The organism is Cupriavidus sp. SHE, assembly GCF_000812445.1.
In the GTDB taxonomy this organism is placed as follows: Bacteria; Pseudomonadota; Gammaproteobacteria; order Burkholderiales; family Burkholderiaceae; genus Cupriavidus; species Cupriavidus metallidurans.
In genome coordinates this window covers 27,028-48,372 of record NZ_JWMB01000002.1, presented here as the reverse complement: position 1 = coordinate 48,372, position 21,345 = coordinate 27,028, and the positions used below count along the sequence as shown (strand labels likewise).

The following is a 21,345-nucleotide window of genomic DNA, read 5'->3' as shown; positions in this document are numbered from 1 at the left end:
CAAACTATCTTTTCTTCATCTAATTAAATTGAGCTAAATCGATGCTGGACTACGCCGCGCTTTCCGCACTGGCTGCTGTGATTCGCGAGGGCAGCTTCGAGCGTGCGGCTCGCGCGCTCAACGTGACGCCATCGGCGATTTCACAGCGCATCCGCTTGCTGGAAGAGCGCGTGGGCTGCGCGCTGGTGGTGCGTGACCAGCCTTGTCGGGCGACCGAGACCGGACGGCGGTTGTGCCAGCACGTGGACCGGGTGCGTTTGCTTGAGCAGGAACTTCAGGGGGCGCTGCCGGCGCTGGCGCCCGAGGGCGTGACACGGGTAGCGTTGCCCGTGGCGGTGAATGCCGATAGCCTGGCCACCTGGGCAGCACCCGCCATTGCCACGTTCGCCGCGGCGCATCCCGTATTGATGGAAGTGGCCGTGGACGATCAGGACCACACCACCGAGTGGCTACGCAGCGGCGCAGTGCTGGCCGCCGTGACGGGCACCGGTCGCCCTGCGGCAGGATGCAACAGCCGTCCGCTCGGCGCCATGCGCTATCTGGCGGCGGCCAGTCCGGCGTTCATGCAACGCTACTTTGCCGATGGCGTTGGCGCAGGCACCCTGGCCGAGGCGCCCAGCCTCGTGTTCAACACCAAGGACGAGTTGCAGGTGCGGTGGGCGCGGCGCTTGTGCCATCGGCATGTGGAACTGCCCCGACATACGTTGCCGTCGTCGCAGGCGTTTGTAACGGCGGCCTTGGCCGGCATGGGTTGGGGCCTGCATCCACAGGCGCTCGTCGCGCCGTATCTGGCGAATGGCACGCTGGTCGAACTGGTGCCAGGGGCGCCGCTCGATGTCCCCCTTCACTGGCAATACGCACGCGCGGCGTCAGGCTTGCTCGACGGGTTGAGCCGCGAGGTGCTGGCTGCCGCGCGGGTTGCGTTACTGCCGCCCTGATCTTGGCTGGGAGCGGCGGGTTTCCGCACGGCACGCGGCAGCCGTTCTTCGACAAGACCTGGAAGCCGGGGATATCGACGTGGTGAAGCAAGCGGGGGCTTGTCCGTGGAAAAAGATCTGGCAGCCTCGGTCGGTCGTGCCTTCAACCCACCTTCGGGGGCCAATTGTGCGTCTCTGTCTGGCAGTGGCCGCACCAGGCGTAGAGCGCGTCGTACATCACCATGCCGTGTTCGAGCATCTCGAGGTCGTCATTGAACATGCGCGACAGTCCCAGCGAGATGGCGTAGAGCCCGCTGGATTGCGGCGTGAGGTCCAGCCGCGACGTGTCCGCGCCACGTACGATGCCGGCCAGTTGCTGCAAGGCCGCGTCATCGCCAAGGTGGTACTTGTCCAGGAACGCATCGAAGCTGCAGCGCTCGCCGACGTGTGTGAGTTCCACGCCGGGAATGTCGTACGGGATGGCGCCCGATTCATTGGCGATGCGCGTGACATCGCCGGGTGGCACATAGAGAAACTCCGGCGTCTCGTCGATAAAGCGGGCAATCAGCCAGGGACAAGCGATCCGGTCGATCTTGGGGTGCTCGCGCGTGATCCATTGCATAGCGGTCTCCTTGTCAGTGATGAAGTAACGGGTAGATCAGCAGGCCAAGGGCCGCCGCACCCGCCACGATGGCTGGTTCCGGCAGCTTCCTGAACCTGAGGAGCAGCGCGACGGTGACGACTGCCAGCAGCACCGTCGGTACATCGACGATCGAGCGCCTGGCCAGCACGATGACTGCGCCGGATATCGCGCCCACGGCGGCGGCCGTGACGCCGTCCACAAATGCGAGGATCGCAGGCAACTTGCCGTACTTCTTGAAGTAAGGCGCAGGCAGGATGGTGAAGAGGTAGCACGGCAGAAAGGTGCCTGCCGCCGCCATGCAGGCGCCGGGCAGGCCCGCTACCAGATAGCCGATGAAGCCGACGGTGATGACGACCGGGCCCGGCGTGATCATGGCCACGGCCACCGCATCGACGAACTGCTTCTCGTTGAGCCAGTGGTACTCGGTGACCACGCCGCCATAGAGGAACGGGACGATGGCGAGCCCCGAGCCGAATACGAACGCGCCGGCCTTGGCGAAAAACAGGCCAATCTGCGACAACAGCGGCCAGTCGATCGTGCCCAGCAGGGCGCTGGCGGCAGGCGCCGGGATCGCGGCGATCGCATTGGCCCGGCCATGCCCCAGCCACTTTGGCGGCGCGCGCCAGAGCCAGACGAGCACGCCCGACGCGAGGAACAACCACGCGACCTCCGACTCGGTGATCACCGTCACGGCACACAGCAACAGGTAGATGGCCCAGAGCAGCTTGTCCTTGCCGACGCTTCGGGTTGTGAGCTTGTATGCGCTGATCGCGATGATGCCGATGACAGCAGCGCCCACGCCGTAGAACACGGATTGCATCCACGTCAGCCCGCCAAAGCGGACGTAGGCCCAGCCGAGTGCTACCACCATCAGGAACGACGGCAGCACGAAGGCGATGCCGACCAGTGTGGCGCCCAGGATGCGGTAGTGCACGTAGCCGAGGTAGATCGCCAGCTGCGCCGCCAATGGTCCCGGCGCCAGTTGCGCGAGCGCCAGCCCCTCTTTGTAGTCACCGTCCGTGATCCACTGGCGGGCCTCCACGAGATCGCGCCGCATATGGCCGGCCAGTGCGACAGGGCCGCCAAATCCAAGCGTGCCGAGCCGCACGAAATACATCACCAGTTGCCGCAGCGTATAGGCGGGGCGGTCGTGGGGAGCGTTCATCTGGGGCACCTGCGGAATCTTATGGTTTCCGGTTGCCGGAGAAATGGGCATGGAGGGAATCGAGCACCGTGCCGACCTCCGTCAACAGCGCATCGTCATCGGCCAGTCTCTTGCGCGCGCCAGCCAGGATGGCTTCGAAGCCGCTGGCCTCGGGGACGGTCGATCCACCTACGTCCAACGCATGGACCATTGCGCCGAGCCGGACCAGTCCGGGGTTGTCGTCGAGCCCGAAGCTGGCCAGCAGCACTTCGAACGACACGCGCGTGCCAACGTGGGTAAAGGTCGCGCCGTCGAAGTCGAATCCCAGTGCATCGGCCGGGCAGTCGGCCGGATTGGCGAGCCAGAGGAACCCCGCGTGCGGATCGATGAAGCGCCGGATCAGCCAGGCACTGGCGACGCGATCGACCCACAGATTCCGGCGCGTCGCCCACAGCCGGCCTTGATACTGGGACGGATCTCGGCGCGGAATGCCACCGGCTGCGGCGTGAGGTTCGCCGGGAGACTGCGTGGCTTCGATCGCCGCGGCAAAGTCGCGCCATTGCGCGTCCGCGCGAACGGTTGCTTCATTCGGAAAGAAGTCGATCTTGCGGATGGTGTCGTAAGCACGGGCGTGACGACGCTGCAAGCGACTCCGTTCCGCAGCGACGAGATCGGGCAGCGTCTTGCGCGCCTCGGACAACTCGGCGAGCCAGCGGGTGTAGTCGGGCGTGCGATCGAACAGCGCCCGGTAGGCGCTGTCTTCAGCCGCATCGCCAGCCTGAACGCGAAGCAGCCAGGCCTGGCCTTCTTCCTGCAAGGCGTCGTCGGCGAGGATGCGCAACTGCATGGCCTGCTCGGCGTGTGCCGGCAACAGATAGGCGCCGTCGCGCAATGCGGCGCACCCCAGCGTCCTGACGGCGCGCCAGATGCGCATGCGTGCCGTCGCGCTGGACGTGGGAAGGCTGACTATCAGCAGAAGCCAGGCGTTGGGTGTGGAGTTGGGTGCATTGAGGGCGGGTGTCATGAAGGCAGCATAGGTAGCCGTCATGACCGTTGCAACGCTGTAGAGACCTCTACAGCAGGCGGGTGAGCGTCGCCAGCCCCCCGGTTCGAGTGTCGCTACGCGTACTTTTTATGTGCGGTCCGTTCAGACCCACAACCGGTACAGCCAGAACGACTCATCCTCGACGAAGCGCTGCGTGAACTCGGTTGGAGAAAAGCCGGTAATGCGTTTCGTCGTGCGGACCAGATGGGCCTGGTCCGCGAAGCCTTCCTCCAACGCCAGCCCGGGCCAGTCGAAGGGTTGGCCGGCTTCGTAACGATCGCGGGCCGTGAAGAATGCGCCCTCGGTTCGGACGATCGCTTGCCACTCGCGCAAGGACCGGCCGCTATAGGCCTTGATGCGACGTTCCACCTGACGCGGGCTGCTTGTCCGCTGCCATTCGCGGGCCTGCCAGGCCAGGCTTTCCACCCAGCGCCGCCCGGTCTGGCGCAGAGACGCGAGTGGGGACGACCGATGCCGAAGCGCATGCCATCGCGGAGCGAGATGTTGCTCGAGCGCCGCCAGTGTTTCCGCGTCGCTCTCGGCATCGCTCAGGGATTCGATGAGTGGCCGCCAGCCATCGCCAAGCACTTCGCGCGCGCATCGAAAGCGGTCGTGAATTGCTGTCAGATCCAGATCGAACAATGCCTTGGCCACATCCGCGGTAAAGCACACCATGCCACCGCGTCCGGTGGTCGGCGCCCAGCTCGTGAGTGGTGACGACTGGCTGCCGGAAACGGTAACCGTGGCCCCGATGGGACGCCACAGGGGGCCGTTTGATGACCGTTCCACCAGACCGGTGCCCAGATCGGGAAACCAGGACAGGCAAACGAGCGGCGATGCGGGAACGTGGGTCAGGCGCTGCGCGTCGGTCAGCGGAAAGCCGCGCGTGTCCCGGCACACGATCGCTGCAATGGCGCCGTGCAGCGATGGCGGGGCCGGATAGAGCCGCGCATGAGGGGTCCGCCCGCCGTGCGATGCAAGTGGTGCACGCGCGGCCGGGTCTGGGCATTGGATCGGCGTCGAAAGGGGCCCGGAGGACATGAGCGGCGAGTATAGGCAGGCGCGGCGTGGCTGTCGATGTCGTTTCGATTCAAGACAGTCCGCGTGGGAGCGTGTGGAATCTGCACATGACCACCGAATCCCAAGCCCAATGCCCGTTCCAGACGGCCAAGTCACCGACGCCGCCCGGCTCGCCACCGCTGCATCCATTCGGTACCTGGCCGCCCGGGCCTGCGGCCGGCCTGACTGGCTGGCACCTGCTGCGGAGAATGTCGCGCGATCTGCTCGGCACGCTCGGCGAATGGCAGCAGACGTATGGCGACGTCGTGCATCTGCGGATGTGGCCGGAACATGCGGTCGTCGTCACCGACCCGCAGCTCGTCCGCGAACTTCTGGTGACCCATCACGACTCGTTGATCCGCTGGGAACGTGGCACGCGCGTGTTCTCCCGCGTGCATGGACATAGCGTGCTGACCGCAGAGGGTGACGCATGGTCGCGCAAGCGGCAGGCGTTGCAGCCGGGCTTCATGCCGAAGGCCGTGCATGGTTTCGTTCCGGGCATCGTGGAGGTCGTCGACAAGGGGCTCGCCACATGGCCCACGCGAGTGGCGGACTGGCCCGTGGAAAGCGCGCTGACGTCGCTGACCATGGATGTGATCGTCCGGATGATGTTCTCGGATGAGATCGGTGAGGACGCGCGCATTGCGGAATGCGCCGTGCGCGCGATCAGCGAGGCGGCCAACGCCGATTTTTACTGGCCGGCGAGCCTGCCCGACTGGGTGCCATGGAAGCGCGCAAGTCGGCAGGCACTCCACACGTTGCGGGGCCTGATCGAGCGACATCTGCGGGCGCGTCTGCGGATGCGCACGGATACCTGGCCGGACGACCTGCTTTCGCGCCTGCTGTGCCTGCATCGGGATGACGCGACGGCATGGCCGCTACAAGCGGTGCGCGACGAATGCATGACGACGTTTCTCGCCGGACACGAGACCACCGCGGCGACGCTGACTTGGTGGGCCTGGTGCATGGCATCGAACCCGTCCGCGCAGGACGCCGCACGCGCCGAGGTCACGCATGTCCTGCGCGGCCAGGCGCCGACGGCGGATAGTCGCCAGGCGCTGCGTCAGGTGGTGCAGACGATCACGGAGTCGATGCGTCTCTACCCGGTGGCCCCGTTGCTCATCAGCCGTCGCGCAGTCCGCCCCATCACCTTGGGCCCGTGGCGCCTACCGGCGCGCACGCTGTTCATGCTGCCCTTGCAGTTGATGCACCACGATCCGCGCTTGTTCCCGGTGCCGGAGCGCTTTCAGCCCGATCGCTTCTCGACAAGTTCGCCGCAGGCCCCGCGCGGCGCCTACATGCCATTTGGCACTGGCCCGCGGGTTTGCCAGGGGCAGCACCTGGCAACTGCCGAGATGACGGTCATCGCCGCGATGCTGCTGCAGCGGTACAAGCTGTCGGTGCCGGAAGGCGCAGCACATCCGCGGCCGCTGTTGAACGTGACGTTACGGCCGGATCAGCCGCTTTGGCTTGCCGTGACGCCGATTTGATAGCGAGTTGATAGCGAGTTGATAGCGAGTTGACCGGGATTGCCGCCTCGCCAGTCTCGGCGACGGCGCGGCGGCAAGTGCCAGTGCCTCAGGACGTCACGGTATCGGTCAGGGCCAGGGCCAGGGCCGGGTAGTCGATATACCCACGCCCGTCGCCACCAAAGAACGCATTGGGAATGGCATCGTTCATCGGCGCGCCGAGCTTCAGGCGGGTGACGAAGTCCGGGTTGGCCAGCACCATTTGTCCATAGGCTTCCAGATCGGCAAGCCCGGATGCCACGTCGGCACCCACAGCTTCACGGGTGCGGCCCGGCCGGTTCAGGATCAGCGTGCTGCGCCAGCGTTCGCGGATGTCGGCCAACTGTGGCTCGTTGCCCTGGAGGCTGACGTGCAGGTACGCCAGGCCGAGCTTGTCCAGTTCTGTTACCAGGTGGCGATAGAGCGCCGGACCTTCGGCGCCTTCGTCGATGCCCCACAGCGGCGTGCCCGGCGACAGTCGGATGGCCGTCCGGTCTGCGCCGATTTCCCCGGCGATTGCGGTGGCCACCTCAATGGCGAAGCGGGCGCGGTTGTCGACCGAGCCGCCGTATTTGTCGGTGCGGGTATTGGCATTGGGCGCGAAGAACTGCTGGACCAGATAACCATTGGCCCCGTGGATCTCGACGCCGTCCGCGCCCGCGGCGATCGCTTGCCGGGCGGCGAAGCGGAAGTCGTCCACGGTCTGGCGCACCTCATCAGTGGTCAGCGCGCGCGGTGCCGGAATGTCCTGCATACCCTTCAGCGTGAACATCGGCACACCGGGGGCAATGGCGGATGGCGCCACACCCTGCCGGTGATGCGGCGTGTTGTCCGGGTGGGACATGCGTCCCGCATGCATGAGCTGGATGAAGATCCGACCGCCACGCTCGTGCACGGCGGCGGTGACGTTCTTCCATCCATCGACATGGGCTTCGGTGTAGATACCGGGCGTGGCGAGGTACCCCTGCCCGTCGTCCGAAGGCTGGGTCCCTTCGGTCACGATCAGACCGACACTCGCGCGCTGCGCGTAGTACTCGGCCGCCAGCTCGCCCGGCGTGCCATCTAGGCTGGCGCGGCTACGGGTCATCGGTGCCATGACCAGACGATTCTTCAGGGTGTATCGGCCGACGCGGACCGGGGTGAACAGTGCGCTCATGTGCATGACCTCTTTTGAAAGTGCAGGTTGCCGGCATCGGTTCGCCATGCCAGTCAGGCGCTGCCGCGCGCCGTCGCGCGGATCAGGCTTCCATGGCGCCATCATCGGTTGCTTCCTGATCGAGATAAATCTGCTAATTTGCAATGCATTGATCCACTGATGGAGCAATCGGCGTGGAGCTACTGAATGACATGGCCTTGTTCGTGGAGGTCGTCAAGGCGAAGGGATTTCGCGCCGCCGCGGACGTTCTGGATATGCCGAGTTCGACGCTGTCCCGCCGGATCAGCGCCTTGGAAAAGGCGATCGGGTTGCGCCTGCTGCACCGCACGACGCGCAAGATCGAGCTGACGGAGGCCGGCCGGATCTACTTCGAGCGATGCAAGCGCATCGTGGGCGATGCCAGGCTGGCTCATGAACAGCTCGGGACCATGCTGGCGGAGCCTGTGGGCGTGCTCCGCGCGTCATTTCCAGTTGATTTCGCGGTGACCTATTTGGCGCCGCTGATTGCCGAGTTTGCTGGCCGCTACCCGGGACTGAGCTTCGACTTCGATCTCACGCCCCGGCGTGTGGATCTGGTGAGCGAGCCGTTCGATGTCGCCATCCGCGCGGGCGAGCCCGAAGTCTCGCAACTGATCGCGCGTCAGCTGGCGTCGTTCCGGACCTATCTCTATGCCTCGCCTGGATATATCGAACGTGTGGGAGAGCCGCGCGCTCCCGCCGATCTGAATCATCACGAATGTCTGGGCATCCAGCGGGGAGGTGCGTGGACACTGCATCGCGGCGAAGTCACCACCACGATCCCGGTGAGCAGCCGCTTTACGTTGAACAGCGTCGGGATGGCGCGCCGCCTGGCCGCGCTCGATATGGGCATCGTGCTGATGGCCGAAGCAATTGTGGCGGATGATCTCGCTACCGGACAGCTACGCCGGCTGATGCCCGAATGGCAGGGAACGCCGGTACCGGTCTACGCCATGACCGAGACGCGCCTGCTCCCGGCCAAGACGCAGCGATTCATAGAATTCCTGCGTGAACGATTCGAGTAATTGAGAAGGCTTCCAATGCCACGCCTTGTGCCAACGCCGACGAAGGCGCGCCTGACGCGAGCCAGTGGACCGCGTGGCGTTCCGGGGCGCGAGACTGCTACTGGGCCGAGGGCCCGCTGGACAAGCCGGTCGATTCAGAGGGCGCGGTGCCATTACCCGCCGTGCCTGACGTGTTTCCGTTCCCCGAGTCAGATTTGTCCTGCTGCTGCGCCTGCCGCCCATGCCTGCCGCCACCGCGCTGACCTAAGCCGCCGCCACCGCCGCCATGGGATTTTGTCGCGGTCTGCTTCAATTCCTGATTGATGGTGTCGATCGTGCGTGGCGCCGGCGTCATGCGCGCGAAGTTACTCTGGATATTGCGCATGGCCGCGTCGTTATCACCGCCATCCGCGGGCGAGGCCGTTTGCTGGCTGAAGGCGACGCCTGGCAGGGCCAGCACGGCGGCAGCCGCCAGCCAGGTGGCAATACGCGGCTGGCGGCGGAAGGTGTGGCGCGGCTTGTTGGGGGCGGGATGATTCATGTTGCGTGTCTCGGCTCCGGTTGATGATTGTGGGGAGCATTTCCCCACATGAGCACGCAATCTGTTAGTTCTTTCCCGTTTCAGCGTATTGCGGGTGTATCGGCGGATTACAACGACGCTGGCCGCTGTGGCCTTGGGCTCACAGCATCCCGGTCATGTGCTGCATGACCAGGCTGCTCAGCGCCACGCTGACCCACACGATCAGGCCCAGCAGCAGCGGGCGGGCACCGGCGCGCTTCAGGCGGTCGAAGTCGGTGCTCAGGCCCACGCCGGTCAGTGCGCCGATGACGAGGAACGGGGCCAGTTGCTGGATGACGTGCGTCACGCCAGCCGGGAGGAATTCGTTGATTGCGGAAGCCAGCACGAAGAGCACGATGAACCAGGGGATCACGCGACGCATCGAGCCGCCGGGCTGGCCGCGCTGGAAGAGCATGGCGATGACCAGCGTGACGGGCACGATCATCATCGCGCGTGTCAGCTTGACGATCGTCGCGTACTCGCCGGCGGCCGAACTCCAGGCATAGCCGGCTGCCACCACCGACGAGGTGTCGTTGATCGCCGTGCCAGCCCACAGGCCGAAGCCCGCATCGGACATGCCGAGCATCTTGCCCAGGATCGGGAAGATCACCACGGCCACGACGTTGAACATGAAGATCGTGGACAACGCATAGGTCATGTCGTGGTCGTCCGGTTGCAGCACGGGCGTGATCGCGGCGATTGCCGAGCCGCCGCAAATGGCCGTGCCGGCACCGATCAGGACCTTGAGCTTCTCAGGGATGCGCAGCAGGTGCCCGGCCACGAGGGCCACGGTGAAGGCAACCGTCAGTGTGACGAGCGAGATAGGCAGGGACGTCAATCCGGTATGGACGACCTCATGCAGTGGCAGGCTGAACCCCAGGCCGACGATCGAATACTGCAGCAACTGCTTGGAAGCGAACTGGATGCCGGGCTTGCACGACTCGGATGGCTTGAGGAAGGCTCGGCAGAGCAGGCCAAGCAACATGCCGAATACGGCACCCCCCAGCAGCGGCACAGCTTTGCCAAGCAGCGTGGCGGGCACGGTCAGGGCGAGAACGAGGAGTAGCCCGGGGAGCGTGGACCTTGCGGAGAGGAGTCGGGACGCCATGCTGCAAACACCTTCTTAGATGAATTTTGCATAACGATATTTCCTCAGTGCATATGGGCGCCAACGGTATTTTCGGGTTGTATCTATCGAAAATGTCGATAAGGACGGCTGTCGGGCCTGCCGCGGCAACCGACGATCCCCCACAAAACCAAACCGCCGCGACGAGGTGCTCGTGGCGGCGGTTTGGTTTTATCGGTTCGTTCTATCGGTCCGTTCTATCGGCTCGGGCCCGTCTGGCGTGGCCCAAGTCTTCCCCCAGTCTTCCTACGGCTTGTTCGGGGTGGTGCAGAGCCCGTGCAGCTTGCGCAACCCTGAGTAAAGTCCGCGCCTTTCCTCTGGCGTCAACATCCGGATGACCGATGCCTGCCCGCGACGCGCCAGCGGAATGACCTGCGCATGGAGGGTGGCCCCCTCTGGCGAAATCCGGCATGTCAGGCGCCGGCGCGTTCCGCCTTCCGACTCAAGCGTCACCAGCCCGCGATCCTCCAGCAGCCGCAGTGTCCGGCTGACCAGCGCCTTGTCCGAGGTGGACTGCCTGACCAGTTCCGCGAATGACATCGTCTCGCCGTGCGCCAGCAGCGCCAGAATGCGCCACTCCGGCACGGTCAGCTCGAAGCGGGACGCGTACGGCTCCGTCACGTTGCTGCGCAGCGCCGTGACAAGCTGGCTCAGCATCGTCGTCAGGAAGTCGTTGACGTTGAGATCGGTGCCGGCTTCGTCGAGGTTCGACCACGGGTCGGTGGTTCCGGTGTCGACGGAGGCGGAACGGGTTGTGCTGGACATGACGGGGAGCTGTGGAGACGTGCTGGAAAATCGCCGCAAAGCGCGGCTGGAAGCCGATCGCGATTGTCTCACATGCAGGGTTGCCGCCCACCTCATAAGCGTTATGCGCGCCGCGCATCAAGACGCGGCGTTTCTGCGCGGAATCAAGCCGCGAATCCGCCATCCACGTTGAGGCTGGCACCCGTCACGAATCCAGCCTCAGGGCCGGCCAGATACGCCACCATGCTGGCGATCTCGTCGGGGTGGGCATGACGTTGCAGCGCCATCAGGCCGTGCAGCGATGCTGCGAATTCGCTGTCCTCGGGGTTCATGTCGGTGTTGACCGGGCCAGGCTGCACGTTATTGACCGTGATGCCCTTCGGTCCCAGGTCGCGTGCCATGCCTTGCACCAGCCCCTTCAGGGCGGACTTGCTCATCGCGTAGGCGGCGCCGCCCGGGAACGGCATACGATCCGCATTGGTGCTGCCGATGTTAATGATGCGGCCGCCCTGGCCCATGTGCGCCAGCGCTGCCTTCGCGGCGACAAATACCGCGCGTACATTCACGGCCAGCGTCTTGTCGAAGTCTTCCAGCGGGAACGTGTCGACCGGACCGAGGAAGAGCACGCCGGCGTTGTTCACGAGGATGTCGATCTTGCCGAAGTCGGCGGCGGCCGCGTCGATCGCACGCGTGACCGCCGCGGCATCGGCCGCGTCGGCGTGATAGGCACGCGCACGGCCGCCTGCGGCCTGGATCGATTCGGCCAACGCTTGCGCAACCGCGCCGGAGCTCTGGTAGGTGAAGGCCACGGCGGCGCCTTCGCGTGCCAGGCGGCGCACTACCGCGGCGCCGATGCCGCGCGATCCGCCGGTGACGAAAGCCACCTTGTTCGAGAGGGCGGTGGAGGCAGAGGTGGGGGTGGAGTTCATGATCGTGTTCCTGTGTGGTTGGGACGGTGAAAGCAGTATGGTTTTGGCGATCTGCAACCGGTAGTCATGATTCCGTATCAACTTTTTCAACCATTGGTATAAGCTTCGGCGCATGGAAGCGCTGAACCTGCTCGAGTCATTTATCCAGAGTGCCGAAACCGGCAGCTTTTCGGCTGCCGCGCGTCGCCTCGGGCTGACGCCGGCCGCAATCAGCAAGAACGTGGCGCGGCTGGAGAACCATCTCGGGCTTCGGCTGTTTCAGCGCAGCACGCGCCGGCTGACGCTGACGATGGGCGGCGAGCAGTTCCTGCAGCAGGTATCCGATCCGTTCTCGACGTTGCGCGACGCGTTTGCCAGCGCCGCGCAGGAGGACGGCAAGCCCGCCGGGGTGCTGCGCGTAAGCATGGGCGTGGCGTTCGGCCGCGAGTACCTGGTGCCGTTACTTGGCGAATTCCTGGCGCGTTATCCGGGCATCGTGCCGGACTGGCATTTCGAGAACCGCACCGTCGATCTGATTGCCGGTGGTTTCGACGCGGCCATCGGCGGCGGTATCGAACTGACAGAAGGGGTGGTGGCGCGGGAACTGGCGCGGACCTACGTGGTGGTGGCAGCGTCGCCGGCGTACATGAAAGACCGGGAGATGCCCCGCCACCCGTCGGATCTGGCCGGCTTCGACGGCATCGTGCGCCGGTCGGCCTCGACGGGACGTCTGCGGCATTGGAATCTGCGTAATCAGATAGGCGAGCAGGCGCTGGCGGAGATGCGCACGCGCGTGATTCTCGACGACCCCGAGGCAATGGCCCATGCCGCCATGAGCGGCCTCGGCATTGCGCTGCTGCCGATGCCACATGCCGCGCCCTGGCTCGAGAGCGGTGCGCTGGTGCGCCTCCTGCCAGGGTGGTATGCCGACAATGGGCCGATCGTGCTCTACTATCCGAACCGCAAGCTACTGCCGCCGAAAACGCGGGTATTCATCGACTTCATTGCGGAATCGCTCCAGAAGAAAGCGCTCGCGCACCGATTCGACGGGCGCTGAGCGAAACCCCGTGTAGCACCTCACCCTCGGAGGGCTGTATGCCACCGGCAACACGAAGAGGTTTTCCGCTCCACGCTTACATCTGGGCGCCGTTCGCCGTTCTGGTGCTGCTGGTTGGCGCGGTGGCTTGCGGCGTCAACTACCTGATGACGAAGTCGGCGCTGGAACATGCGATGGCCGATGCCAACGAGCGCATCAGTCGCGAGATGCTGGAGAAAGTCGAGGACATGGTGCTGCCGACCCAGGCCGCGGTCACCCTCGTCAGCCACAGCTCACTGGGCGAGGCCACCACCCTCGCGCAGCGCATGGCACGTGTTGCGCTGGTCCGCGATGCGCTTGGCACATCGCCGGTTCTGCAGTCCCTGTTCCTGGGCTATGCCGATGGCAGTTTCTTCTACGTACGCCGCGTGCGCGATGACGCCGAGCGCGGGCCATACCAGGCGCCCGCACGCTCGGCCTACGTGATCCAGAGCATCGACCATGACGCAGGGGCAGCATTTGGCCAACTGATTTTCCTCGACACGGACCTGAACGAGCTTGCCAGGCGCCCGACGCCAGATTTCGTGAAGCGATACGACCCAAGGAAACGCCCCTGGTATATGGAGGCCATCGCGGCGGGCAAGCTGGTTCGGACCGAACCGTACATGTTCTTTTCCGACTACCAGGCCGGGGAGACGATTGCCGTGCCAACGCGCGCCGGTAGTGCCGTTGCCGGTGGCGACTTCCGGCTCGACACGCTGGGGCAGGCGCTCGCGCGAGACAGAACCACACCCGGATCGGTACTGGCCGTCCTGAATGCGCAGGGGCAACTGGTCGCCATCGACCGGAGTCCCCCGGAATGGATGTCGGCGCCAGACGCCATGCGCACGGGCCTGCTGGGCAAGCCGGAAGATTACGGGCTGCCGGTGCTGTCCAGCCTTGCGGCAAAGGTGGCGAGCGGCAGCGAGGCCGCCGTCCGCAACGAACTGACGACGCTGGATGGCAAGGGCTGGTACACCAGTATCGGCCGTATGAGCGGCGGCGTTGGCACGCTTTACCTGGTGATGGCCACGCCGCAGGATGAATTGCTGAGGGACGCGACCCGGCAGGCGAGCGTCGGAATATTTGCCACCGCACTGGTCGTCCTGCTGTCCTTGCCGCTGATGTGGCTGGTCGCGCGCGCGGTGGCCCGCCCGCTGTGTCAGTTGACCGATGAGGCCGAGGCCATCCGCCGCTTCGATTTCGACCAGCCGTTCCGTTTCTGGTCGCCGGTGCGCGAGGTCAATCGGCTGGGCGAAACGATGGACAAGATGCGCAACACCATCCAGCAGTTGCTCATCATCATGCGGGCCGTCACCGCCGAATCACAGCTCGAGAAGCTGCTGCCCCTGCTGTTGCACAAGATGCAGGACGCCGCAGCGGGGCAGGCGGGCGTGCTGTATCTGATCGATGGCGACACCGCCCGTCCCGCCGCCGCGTTCGATGCGCAGGGGCGTGACATCGTTCAGGAGATCGGGGCCGCGCCGTTGCCGGAGGCGCTGTCGTTGATCGGGGCGGCGGTGCGTGATGGTGTGTCGCAAACGGGCTACGTGGCGGCTGCCGAGGCGGCTCAGGCAAAGCTTGGCCCGCTGGCTTCGGGCATGCCTTGTTTCGTGGCCGCAATTCCGCTGATCAATCATCGACACGAATGCCCGGGCGTCGTGCTGGTGATGCGCGACACCCCGCTTCAGACGGCGCAGCTTGCCTTCGTCGATACGATCGCCGGCCTGTCCGCTGGCGCGCTGGAAGTCCGTGAACTGAGCGCTGCCCAGCGCGACCTGTTCGATGCATTCATCCGGCTGCTGGCGGATGCGATCGACGCCAAGAGCCCGCATACCGGTGGTCACTGCGCGCGCGTGCCGGAGCTGACCAAGATGCTGGCCCGGGCGGCGTGCGAGGTCACCCAGGGCCCCTATCAGTCCTTCCAGCTCAGCGAACAGCAGTGGGAGGAACTGCACGTGGCCGCCTGGCTGCACGACTGCGGCAAGGTGACGACGCCCGAATTCGTGATCGACAAGGCGACCAAGCTGGAAACGCTGTACGACCGGATTCACGAAGTACGCATGCGCTTCGAGGTACTCAAGCGCGATGCCGAGATTCAGTGCCTGCAATCCATTGCCGCGGGAGAGCCGTTGCCGATCGCGCAGGCGCGGCGCGATGCGGAGATCGTGCGGCTCGACAACGACTTTGCTTTCGTCGCCGCATGCAATCAGGGCGGCGAGGCCATGTCGCAGGAAGACAAGGACCGACTGCGGCAGATCGCCGCCCGCACCTGGACGCGGACGCTAGACGATCGGCTCGGCGTCTCGCACGAGGAGTTCGCGCGCAAGTGCCGTTCGCCCGCCCGCGCATTGCCGACGCAGGAGCGACTGCTGGCCGATCGCGACGATCATCGCATCGAGCGCGGGGCGCGCGATGTCATGCCGCCGGACAATCCGTGGGGCTTCAAGCGCAAGGTGCCGCGCTATCTCTACGACCACGGCGAAATACATAATCTGACGATCGGGCGCGGCACGCTGAGCGAGGAAGAACGCTACAAGGTGGAAGACCACATCGTGCAGACGCAGATCATGCTGTCACGCCTGCCGTTCCCGAAGCATCTACGCAATGTGCCGGAGATTGCCGGCGGGCATCACGAAAAGATGGACGGTACCGGCTATCCACGCGGGCTGACGCGCAATCAGATGAGCCCGCTGGCCAGGATGATGGCGATTGCCGATATCTTCGAGGCGCTGACCGCCGCGGATCGGCCCTACAAGAAGGCCAAGACGCTCTCGGAGTCGATCAGCATCATGGCCCGGCTCAAAGCGCAGCAGCACATCGATGGCGAGCTGTTCGACCTGTTCCTGACGTCCGGCGTCTATCGCGAGTACGCGCAGCGCTATCTGGACCCCGCGCAGATCGACGAGGTGGATACGGAAGACTACGTCGATGCCGCCTGATCGGGGCACCGCCAGCCCATGGCGTTACCTGCCCCGCGCGCCCCATCGCCGCGCGCGGCGCGCGGAATCGGCGCGGTGGACGCGCAGCAGCAATCGTGTCAGCAGATCGTCGGCAACCGGGATGATGGCCACGATGAGCAGCAGCGCGGCCAGCGGCAGCGTGGCGGCGTAGCCGAGCGTGCTGAACGCCTGCGCGCCGACGATGCCACCCACCAGGAACATGCCGACCAGCACCGTGAGCAGACGCAGCTTGTGGCGATCGGCCATGACCGGCCGGCTGTTGGGGCGCACCGCGGCGTTCCAGTAGAACAGCTTGCCCAGTTCGATGCCGATGTCAGTCACCATGCCGGTCACGTGCGTGGTACGGATCTCGGCGTTGGAGAGTTTGGTGATCAGGGCGTTCTGCAGGCCCATCATGAAGCAAAGCAGCATCACGGTGGCCGGCACGAACAGCCAGTCCATGTCGTTGAGATGGCTGCCCAGCAGCCCGAAGCAGAGCAGCAGGGTGGCTTCGACCAGTAACGGAATCGCGTATTCGCTGCGCAGGCGGGCTCTTCTCGCCCAGTTGACCAGGATCGCCGTGGTGCCCGCCCCGGCCAGGAACGACGCCAGTGCGCCGATGCCGTGCACCACCAGCCCGTATCGCTGCAGCACCAGGTCGTCCGCAATGGCGGAGACGATGCCGGACATGTGGGACGTGTATTGCTGCACTGCAAGAAAACCGCCCGCGTTGGCCGCGCCGGCCACGAAACACAATACGCGCGCCAGGCGGCGATTGGAGACCGGGTTACGGTGACGGGCGGTCAGACTGCGCAGGAACCCGATCGGCATGGTCGTAAGGGCAGGGTATGGCGAAGGCATTCATCATACGACCACTGCTCACCGGGCCGCGAGCCCTCCGAGGGATTCCGTGCTCTGGCCCGGCGTTTTAAGCACCTAGGCAACGCCCGGCCGCTGCCATCCGGCCTGCCGCAGTTCCTCTTGCTGGCGGCGCAGGATCTCGGTGGTGGTGCCCTTGCCATCGGGCGCCCAGCCCGGCGGCATGATCAGGTACGCGGCGGCGTGCCAGAGCTTCGAGGCGGAGGCCATGTCCCGGCCCAGGCTGACCCAGTGCTCGAACTGGTTGACGATCGGGTTGTGCGTGGTGGACGGATGGACCAGTCCATAGCGGCATGGTTCGTCGGCGCGCTCTTCCACATAGGTGCCGAACATACGGTCGAAGATGATCAGCACGCCACCGAAGTTGGCATCGAGGTAGTCGATGTTCGACGCGTGATGGACGCGGTGGGCCGACGGCGTGTTGAACACGTATTCGAGCCAGCCGAGCTTGGGCATCCAGTCGTTATGCAGCCAGAACTGGTAGAGCAGGTTGAGCGAAAGCGTGGCCAGCACCACTTCGGGACGCACGCCGAGCAGGACCAGCGGCGCGAAGAACACGGCGCTGCCGGTGAGCTTGCCGGTCCAGCCCAGCCGGTATGCGGACGTCAGCGTGAGCTGGTTGGGGGAGTGATGCACGGCGTGCGTGGCCCAGAAGAAGCGGATGCGGTGCGCGGCACGGTGGTACCAGTAGTAGCAGAACTCCTGGCCGACGAAGAGCAGGAAGACAGCCAGCGCGCTGTTCAGCGTGACCGTGAACAGGCGGTGATCCCAGGCGAACGAGAAAATCGGCGCGGCCAGCGAGAGCGGCAGCAGCACCGACAGCTTGCGTCCGGCCAGGTCGGCCAAAGACAGCCAGACCTCGTTCCAGGAGAACGGTTTGACGCCGTCGCGACGCTTGCGCCACAGGACGAATGCCTCGATCAGCGAGACGGTGACGACGAACGCGGTGACGTACATCGCAAACTTGCCAGTGATGACCATGGTGAACCTCGGTGAAATCTGTGTGTTCGGTGGATTCAGTGCGGGGCGCGGTTGTGCCGCGTCGGTGAGGCAACTCTAGCGGCGGGCGATCCGGGAATCCATTAGGGAATTATTTCGCCCAATGTCACGCGGCTGGCCTTGACATTTCCCGACATGATTTCCGGGGCGACGCCCGTGGATCGTCGTCCTATAGTTCGGCCCGTCGACACGCCAGGTCGTGTTGCAGCGCACCGAATCGAAAGGACTTCAAGATGATTTCACGCACCCGGATCGCCGCCACCGGCGTACTGCTCCTGCTGGCCAGCACGTCCGCATCCGCCTGGACCGGCCACGGTACGGCCTATACGCCACGCGGCACCTATAACGGCGCCCACTTCGGATCGTGCGGTGGTGGAAGCTGCTCGCACGCCGGTGGCGTGGTTGGCCCCTACGGTGGCCTGGCCACCAACACCGGCACGGTTACCCGCACCGCGCCCGGCCAGTTCTCGAACGCCGGCACGGCGGTGGGACCGAACGGCCGTTCGGTGCAGCACGATGGCAGCACCAGTTGCGCGAGCGGTACCTGCTCGCACAGCGGCGACATGACTGGCGCCAACGGCCGTAGCGCCACCACCAGCGGCAGCGTCACCCGCGAGGCGCCGGGCCAATACAGCTCGTCCGGCACCGTGACGGCCGGCAATGGCAACACCTACAACCACGCGGCATCGACGGCCTGTGCAGGCGGCACCTGCGATCGCTCCGGAACGGTAAGTGGCAGCTATGGCGGCACCGTCACCCACGCCGGCAGCGCCACGCGCGTGTCGTCCGGCGTGGTGACCACCGGCGGTGGCGCGACGGTCGTGCATGGCAGCGTGGTGTCGACCGGTGGCACGGTCGTGGTCGGCGCCGCGCCAGTGGCGTATGTGCCGCCGCCTCCGGTGGCAGTCGTGGCAACGGTGCCGGTGGCGCCGCCTCCCCCGCCGCCCGCCGCGCCCGTCTATGTCGCGCCGCCGCCTCCGGCCGTCGTGGTCATGGCCAAGGCACCGCTGCCAGTCTATGTGGCGCCGCCGCGTGTGGCTGTCTGGGTACCGGCCCATTGGGTCGGCCGCGTCTACGTGCCCGCGCACTGGGCCTGACGTGCACCGGTGCGCACCGGTCCAGATTGATTTCCCAACTTTTGCATCCACGGAGTAGATCGTGAAGAAGATGATGGCAGTACTTATCTTGTGTATTGTTTCGGCAGGCGCGCATGCGCAGAGCCGGTTGATGGCGATGGGCGGTGCCGCGGGCGGCGACCGTATCGAGCACGCCGAAGCGGCGGCGCAGCAATTGCAGGCCCGCTTCGCGAACGCGAACACCACGCATGACGGCAAACTGACCCGCGCGCAGGCGGCTGCCGGTATGCCGATGGTGGCGAAGCATTTCGACGAGATCGACAAGCAGCGCGCCGGCTATGTGACGCTGCGGCAGATCGAGATTTTCATGGCCCAACGGATGTCGGCTCGCTGAACGCATGGGAGACGCGGCATGGAGCAGGTGAACCGGATAATCGTGCTCGATGATGAGGCGGAGTTGCGCAATATGCTGCAGCGCTTCCTGACCGGGCATGGCTTTCACGTGCGCGCGGTGGCGGACGGCAAACAGCTCAATCGCTACCTGCAGCGCGAACCGTACGACCTGCTCGTGCTCGATCTGATGATGGAGCCCGAGGATGGCCTCTCGGTCTGCCGCAGGCTCCGCGCCGAGGGCCAGACGATGCCCATCCTGATGCTGACCGCCAAGGGCGATCCAGCCGATCGCGTGATCGGGCTCGATACCGGCGCGGACGACTATCTGGCCAAGCCGTTCCTGCCCGACGAACTGGTGGCCCGCATCCGTGCGTTGCTGCGCCGCCAGAAGATCGCCGCCGGCGATCCCACCGTGGCTTCCCAGATGCTGAGCTTTGGCGAGTTCCGCTTCGATGTCGGCAAGCAGACGCTGACGCGTGCGGGGGTGCCGGTGGAAGTGCACTCTGCCCAGATGCTGCTGCTCCAGGCGCTGGGCGCGTCGCCAAACCGGCCGGTCAGTCGCGAGAACCTGTTGGCCCGCGCGCGCGGACGCGATCATGATGCGCTCGATCGCAGCATCGACGTGCAGATTCTGAGGCTGCGCCAGATCGTCGAGGAAGATCCGTCCAAACCGCGCTTCATCAAGACGGTTTGGGGCGTGGGATACATGCTGGTAGCCGGCGTGGACGCGTGATGCGGATCGGACTGCCGCGCTCGCTGCTGGCTCGCAACATCGCGCTGCTGGTGGCGCTGGTGGCGTTCACGCAGGTGTGTTCGCTGGCGGTGCTGCTGCACTTCGCGCAACGCCCGCGCGTGGAGCGCGCCGCGACGGTGTTCGCGCACTATGTGTCGATGCTCGATGGCGTGATGGCGGCCATGCCGCCCGAAGAAGCCAGAGTGGCCGTGGCGCGTCTGGGCGGTCAGACGGACGCGCCGGCAGTGGACGATGTGATGGATGCGCGGGTGCTTCATCCGTTCCGCACCTGGCAGCGCGACGTGTTTATGGACGAGCTGCACAAGGCCCTGCCGCCCGATATGCCGGTGCAATGGCAGGATGCGGGCGACAACGAGCGGCTCTGGATCCGCATTCGCGCAGCCGGGGTGCCAACGTGGGTGGCCTTGCCGATGAACGCCGATGCGCAGGCCAGCGGCATCACGGCCGCCATTGCGCTTTCCGCGGCGCTCGGGCTGCTGGCGGCGCTGACCGGATACCTGATCCAGCGGCATATCAACCGGCCATTACAGGACCTGGCGCGCGCGGCGTTGCACGTCAGCGCCGGAGAGACGCCCGCGCCGCTGCCCACCGATGGGCCGACCGAGATATCGCAGGTCAGCAGTGCGTTCAATCGCATGACCGAAGCCCTGCAGCAGACCGAAAAGACGCGCGCGCTGATGCTGGCCGGTATTTCGCACGACATCCGCACGCCGCTGACCAAGTTGCGTCTGGCGATGGCGATGGCATTGCCGCGCGGGACGGATGATGCATTCGTGGGATCGGTCGAAGGCTACCTCGATCGCATTGACACGATCCTCCAGCAGTTCATGGACTATGCGGGCAGTGGCGAACGCGAGGCGCCGCAGCCGGGTGACCTCAATGCGCTGGTGCGCCAGCTTGCGTCCGACTTCGCCGGGCTCGGCCATGAATTCGAACTCGATCTCGGCGATCTGCCGCCGGTGTCGTATCGCCCGACGAGCATGTTGCGCCTGTTGATGAACCTGATGCAGAACGCCATCAACTATGGCCGTACGGGACTGATGGTGCGCACATGGAAGGAAGGCGGCGCCGCACATGTTGCCGTTTGCGATCGTGGCATTGGTATCAGCGTGGCCGAGCTCGAACAACTGCGCGCGCCGTTCAGCCGCGGCGACAATGCGCGCGGGCACTCGGGCGGCACGGGGCTCGGGCTGGCCATTGTCGAGCGAATCGCGCGACTGCACGGCGGATCACTCGCGTTCCGTCCGCGCGAGGGCGGTGGACTGGAAGTGGTGGTGTCGTTGCCCGTATGACATTGAATGAAATAGTTCTTGCCTGGCCTGTTGCATGGCCGCATCCGATACTGGGTCTGCCGGCGCCGAAACCACGCCGCCCCCAAATAGATCCATTAGCAGAC

The 21,345-nt window shown here is 65.4% G+C and carries 19 protein-coding genes and 1 pseudogene; 9 read left to right on the top strand and 11 right to left on the bottom strand.

Features of this window, described 5'->3' with window-relative positions; all coding sequences use genetic code 11:
• The first annotated feature begins 41 nt into the window (after positions 1-41).
• Entirely contained in the window at positions 42-938 is an 897-nt protein-coding gene (locus RN01_RS00665; protein WP_017514278.1) for a LysR family transcriptional regulator ArgP, read from the top strand.
• A gap of 142 nt (positions 939-1,080) precedes the next feature.
• Here the strand turns inward: RN01_RS00665 and RN01_RS00660 are convergent, their stop codons facing one another.
• The 4 genes from RN01_RS00660 to RN01_RS00645 form a co-directional block, all read right to left on the bottom strand.
• Entirely contained in the window at positions 1,081-1,539 is a 459-nt protein-coding gene (locus RN01_RS00660) for a chromate resistance protein ChrB domain-containing protein (protein ID WP_017514277.1), read from the bottom strand.
• Positions 1,540-1,552: 13 nt separating this feature from the next.
• Complete coding sequence (locus RN01_RS00655) at positions 1,553-2,725, bottom strand: chromate transporter (protein WP_017514276.1); 1,173 nt, start codon at positions 2,723-2,725, stop codon at positions 1,553-1,555.
• A 19-nt stretch (positions 2,726-2,744) separates the two neighbouring features.
• Positions 2,745-3,752 carry a chromate resistance protein ChrB domain-containing protein gene (locus RN01_RS00650; RefSeq protein ID WP_017514275.1) on the bottom strand — a complete coding sequence of 336 codons (1,008 nt, stop codon included), beginning with the start codon at positions 3,750-3,752 and terminating at the stop codon, positions 2,745-2,747.
• Between the two features lie 99 nt (positions 3,753-3,851).
• On the bottom strand, positions 3,852-4,790 hold the full coding sequence (locus RN01_RS00645; RefSeq protein ID WP_024568974.1) for an AraC family transcriptional regulator: 939 nt from the start codon (positions 4,788-4,790) through the stop codon (positions 3,852-3,854).
• 86 nt (positions 4,791-4,876) lie between these two features.
• Here RN01_RS00645 and RN01_RS00640 point away from each other — a divergent pair, with 86 nt between their 5' ends.
• Positions 4,877-6,298: a cytochrome P450 gene (locus RN01_RS00640; protein ID WP_017512842.1), complete on the top strand. Its 1,422-nt coding sequence runs from the start codon at positions 4,877-4,879 to the stop codon at positions 6,296-6,298.
• A gap of 88 nt (positions 6,299-6,386) precedes the next feature.
• Here RN01_RS00640 and RN01_RS00635 read toward each other — a convergent pair whose 3' ends face one another.
• Entirely contained in the window at positions 6,387-7,472 is a 1,086-nt protein-coding gene (locus RN01_RS00635; protein WP_024568972.1) for an alkene reductase, read from the bottom strand.
• A gap of 173 nt (positions 7,473-7,645) precedes the next feature.
• On the opposite strand from RN01_RS00635, the gene RN01_RS00630 reads away from it, so the two are divergent.
• Positions 7,646-8,515 carry a LysR family transcriptional regulator gene (locus tag RN01_RS00630; protein WP_017512844.1) on the top strand — a complete coding sequence of 290 codons (870 nt, stop codon included), beginning with the start codon at positions 7,646-7,648 and terminating at the stop codon, positions 8,513-8,515.
• Between the two features lie 97 nt (positions 8,516-8,612).
• Here the strand turns inward: RN01_RS00630 and RN01_RS00625 are convergent, their stop codons facing one another.
• The 4 genes from RN01_RS00625 to RN01_RS00610 all read right to left on the bottom strand — a co-directional run bounded on the left by RN01_RS00625 (position 8,613) and on the right by RN01_RS00610 (position 11,852).
• Entirely contained in the window at positions 8,613-9,035 is a 423-nt protein-coding gene (locus RN01_RS00625) for a hypothetical protein (RefSeq protein ID WP_017512845.1), read from the bottom strand.
• Positions 9,036-9,174: 139 nt separating this feature from the next.
• The gene (locus RN01_RS00620) at positions 9,175-10,161 is read right to left on the bottom strand and encodes a YeiH family protein (protein WP_024568970.1); all 987 of its coding nucleotides are present in this window, start codon (positions 10,159-10,161) and stop codon (positions 9,175-9,177) included.
• Positions 10,162-10,425: 264 nt separating this feature from the next.
• The gene (locus tag RN01_RS00615; RefSeq protein WP_017512847.1) at positions 10,426-10,944 is read right to left on the bottom strand and encodes a MarR family winged helix-turn-helix transcriptional regulator; all 519 of its coding nucleotides are present in this window, start codon (positions 10,942-10,944) and stop codon (positions 10,426-10,428) included.
• 143 nt (positions 10,945-11,087) lie between these two features.
• The gene (locus tag RN01_RS00610; RefSeq protein WP_017512848.1) at positions 11,088-11,852 is read right to left on the bottom strand and encodes an SDR family oxidoreductase; all 765 of its coding nucleotides are present in this window, start codon (positions 11,850-11,852) and stop codon (positions 11,088-11,090) included.
• Positions 11,853-11,964: 112 nt separating this feature from the next.
• On the opposite strand from RN01_RS00610, the gene RN01_RS00605 reads away from it, so the two are divergent.
• A complete protein-coding gene (locus RN01_RS00605; RefSeq protein WP_017512849.1) occupies positions 11,965-12,888 on the top strand; it encodes a LysR family transcriptional regulator in 924 nt (307 codons plus the stop codon).
• 38 nt (positions 12,889-12,926) lie between these two features.
• Positions 12,927-15,848, top strand: coding sequence for an HD domain-containing phosphohydrolase (locus RN01_RS00600; protein WP_024568969.1), 2,922 nt, complete (start codon positions 12,927-12,929; stop codon positions 15,846-15,848).
• Positions 15,849-15,890: 42 nt separating this feature from the next.
• Here RN01_RS00600 and RN01_RS00595 read toward each other — a convergent pair.
• Both RN01_RS00595 and RN01_RS00590 read right to left on the bottom strand, forming a co-directional pair.
• Positions 15,891-16,679: pseudogene (locus RN01_RS00595) on the bottom strand (YoaK family protein); the annotation flags it as partial.
• A 105-nt stretch (positions 16,680-16,784) separates the two neighbouring features.
• A complete protein-coding gene (locus RN01_RS00590; RefSeq protein WP_017512595.1) occupies positions 16,785-17,708 on the bottom strand; it encodes a sterol desaturase family protein in 924 nt (307 codons plus the stop codon).
• 251 nt (positions 17,709-17,959) lie between these two features.
• Between RN01_RS00590 and RN01_RS00585 the strand changes: the two genes are divergently transcribed.
• The 4 genes from RN01_RS00585 to RN01_RS00570 all read left to right on the top strand — a co-directional run bounded on the left by RN01_RS00585 (position 17,960) and on the right by RN01_RS00570 (position 21,241).
• A complete protein-coding gene (locus RN01_RS00585; protein ID WP_017512594.1) occupies positions 17,960-18,823 on the top strand; it encodes a hypothetical protein in 864 nt (287 codons plus the stop codon).
• Between the two features lie 70 nt (positions 18,824-18,893).
• Positions 18,894-19,196, top strand: coding sequence for a hypothetical protein (locus RN01_RS00580; protein WP_111733786.1), 303 nt, complete (start codon positions 18,894-18,896; stop codon positions 19,194-19,196).
• 18 nt (positions 19,197-19,214) lie between these two features.
• A complete protein-coding gene (locus tag RN01_RS00575; RefSeq protein ID WP_024568968.1) occupies positions 19,215-19,928 on the top strand; it encodes a response regulator in 714 nt (237 codons plus the stop codon).
• Positions 19,928-21,241 (top strand): ATP-binding protein, encoded by a 1,314-nt coding sequence (locus RN01_RS00570; RefSeq protein WP_017512592.1) that lies wholly within the window; start codon positions 19,928-19,930, stop codon positions 21,239-21,241. The genes RN01_RS00575 and RN01_RS00570 overlap by 1 nt, the downstream gene beginning before the upstream one ends.
• The last annotated feature ends 104 nt before the right edge of the window (positions 21,242-21,345 follow it).